This window comes from Synechococcus sp. R6-10 (genome assembly GCF_047461815.1).
GTDB lineage: Bacteria > Cyanobacteriota > Cyanobacteriia > Thermostichales > Thermostichaceae > Thermostichus.
On sequence record NZ_JANSHW010000477.1, the window covers coordinates 1 to 2,767 of the forward strand.

The window sequence follows — 2,767 nt, forward strand, 5'->3', positions numbered from 1 at the left end:
AATCGCTCCACCTGCTCAGCCCGGATCCGCCCCTGGGTTTTCTCCTGCACATAGTCCGGCAAATAGCTGTGGTGGTAGCCAAACACCGCATCCCGAGCAAACTCCGTCTCATGCACCGGCACCCAGCGCTCCCCCACCCGTAGGTAGTGGACACTGTTGCGGGTGATGCGCCCTCCCTCAAAAAAGGCCGGCACCAGAAAATGGGCATCGAAGGGCCCCAGCTCCGCTGCCATCACATCCGTTTCCAAGGGGTAATGCCCCCGCAGCGTCGAGTCGGAGCGGCTAACAAAAAGGGCCCGCTCCCACCCCAGCTCCCCCATGGCCTGCTTGAGGGCCCGGCAGACCGACCGCGTCACCTCTTCGGCCTTGGCCGGCGGCAGGGATCGGGTGTTGGTGAGGATAAAGCGAATTGGCGAGCTATCCTGCAACCCCAGCTTCAAAGTCTGCGGATCCCAGCGGGTGAGGAGCAAGCAACTGTGAACGGTTTGGGATCCAGTGGGATCATCGTCCAACACAACGATAGGGGGGAGAGCCATGAGACCGTCTCAATGACAAAGCAACCCGAGAACTCCAGACAGACGAATCCCCCTCAAAGGGCAACCGCTATTTTCATCTTCCCCCAAGTTGGCCATCTTCCCTGCCCCTATTCCAGGCGAAGTTTGCCATGATTGAGATCAGCTGGCTCTGGTGATCCAAAACAACTGCAACCCTTCCCCCCCCTGCCCACATCCATGGGAGAAAGCCATGGGGCAAGCTGAGCTGCAACTTCAGATTAAGCGGATTCAGCAGGATGTGCTGCGTATGGGGGCATTAGTGGAAAAATCGGTGGTCTTGGCCCAGCAGGCCCTGTTTGAACAGAACTTGGTCGCTGCCGAACAGGCTATTGCTCAAGACAAGCAAGTTGACCGCTTTTATCGTCAAATCGAGAAAGACTGTATTAACTTGATCGCCTTGCGCTCCCCAGTGGCGCGGGATCTGCGCTGGATCAGCACCCTGATGCAACTGGTACGCGATCTGGAGCGGATTGGCGACTACGCCAAAGATTTGGCCGAAGTGGCCCTGCGCTTGGTCATGTACCCGCCGCCCCCGGAGCTGGGTCGTATTCAGGTGATGATGCAGCGCTGCCAGAAAATGCTCAGCCACAGCCTGGTGGCCCTGACAGAATTGGACGCCGACCTGGGCCGACAACTGAAGCGGGAAGACGACGCCGTTGATGAAGATTACACTAACCTTTACAATACGTTGGCGCAGCAGTCTGACATTCGCGGATCGGTCGAGCCTATTCTATTGATGTTGCTGGCGATCCGTTACCTGGAGCGTCTGGCCGACCACAGCACCAACATCGGTCAGCGGGTAGCTTTTATCGTCACCGGCCAGCGTGACTAACGCCAACGGGTTGGGTCTTGTGATGTCTTAACCCCTCTTCTTCTCTCCTCTTTTGCCAATACCCAAAATGGACTTCTCTCGAATTTTTCAGCATTTTCTCTCTCAGCCTCCCGAGCAATTGACCGACAAAGATACTCTTCTTGCTCTCTTGCAGTCCGCCGACCCAGAAGCGCCGGAAATGCTGGAGATTGCCCTAGATGGCCTGGTGCGGGCTGGGTTTCTGGAACGATCCGGGGATCCCCCTCGCTATCGGCGCAAGCCGGACGAATCTTTGGTGGTGGGGCGTTTGCGCTGTTCCAGCAAAGGCTTTTGCTTCGCCATTCGGGACGAGCCGGGGGTGGAGGATGTGTACATCCACGGCAGCAACCTCAGCGGCGCCTGGAATGGGGATCAGGTGTTGGCGCGGGTCACCAAAGATGGCAACCGTCGCCGCAGTCCAGAAGGAGAGGTGGTGGCCGTTGTGGAGCGGGCCAATTCTGCCCTGGTGGGTCGCCTCAAACAGACGGAACAGGGTTTTCGGGTGGTGCCCTTGGACGACCGGCTGCTGTTCGAGCTGGCCCTGACGGAGGGATCCCCTGTCGAGCTGGCAGAGGGGCGGGTGGCCTATGTGGAGGTGGATCGCTACCCGCTGGGGGATCTACCCCCAACCGGAACCATTCGCAAAATCTTGGGCGACGGCCCAGAAGCCTCCATCGATGCAGATTTGGTCTGTTGCAAGTACGACCTACCGCAGGAGTTTCCCGCCCCGGTGTTGGAGGCAGCAGCAGCTCTGCCCAAAAAGCTCAGCCGCTCTGACCAAAAGGGCCGCCGCGATCTGCGCGATTGGTTTTGCATCACTTTGGAGCCTTTGGATCTGCAGCATCCCCACGGCTTGGAACCCAACGTGGCTGTTTCCTTGCAGCGGCAAGAGAATGACCACTGGCTGCTGGGGATCCACATTGCCGACGTGGCCCATTGGCTGGATCCCGACCACCCCTTGGAGCAAGAGGCTCAGCAGCGGACGGCCACCGTCTACCTCGATACGATGGTGCTGCCTCTCTTTCCGCCGGAGGTGCACAACCGCCTGGCTCTGTTGCCACAGCAGGAGCGCTTGGCCTATTCACTGCTAGTGACCCTCGACCCAGAAGGGGTGGTACAAAACTTCGAGATTTACCCCAGCCTGGTGCAATCGCGGGCTCACCTGTCCTATGGTCAGGTGCAGGCTCTTTTGGCCACCACCGCCGACTTGGGCCCCGACGAAGAAGTGCCGGAGTTGATGGCCCTGCTGCAAAACCTGCTGCGCCTTAGCCAGATCCTGCGGGCCAAACGTCACCAGGCGGGGGGATTTGACCTGCCCCTGTTGGATTTGCTCACTCCCCACTCTGCCGATGAAAGCGGCTAC

At 59.1% G+C, this 2,767-nt stretch carries 3 protein-coding genes; 2 read left to right on the forward strand and 1 reads right to left on the reverse strand.

Annotated elements, in window-relative coordinates; genetic code table 11:
• Positions 1 to 536: four-carbon acid sugar kinase family protein (locus NW837_RS12450; RefSeq protein ID WP_414331944.1), on the reverse strand; the 536-nt coding region annotated here is incomplete at its 3' end.
• A 208-nt stretch (positions 537 to 744) separates the two neighbouring features.
• Between NW837_RS12450 and phoU the strand changes: the two genes are divergently transcribed.
• A complete protein-coding gene (gene phoU, locus NW837_RS12455; protein WP_414331946.1) occupies positions 745 to 1,386 on the forward strand; it encodes a phosphate signaling complex protein PhoU in 642 nt (213 codons plus the stop codon).
• 67 nt (positions 1,387 to 1,453) lie between these two features.
• A partial coding sequence (locus NW837_RS12460) for an RNB domain-containing ribonuclease (RefSeq protein WP_414331947.1) occupies positions 1,454 to 2,767 on the forward strand: 1,314 nt, incomplete at its 3' end.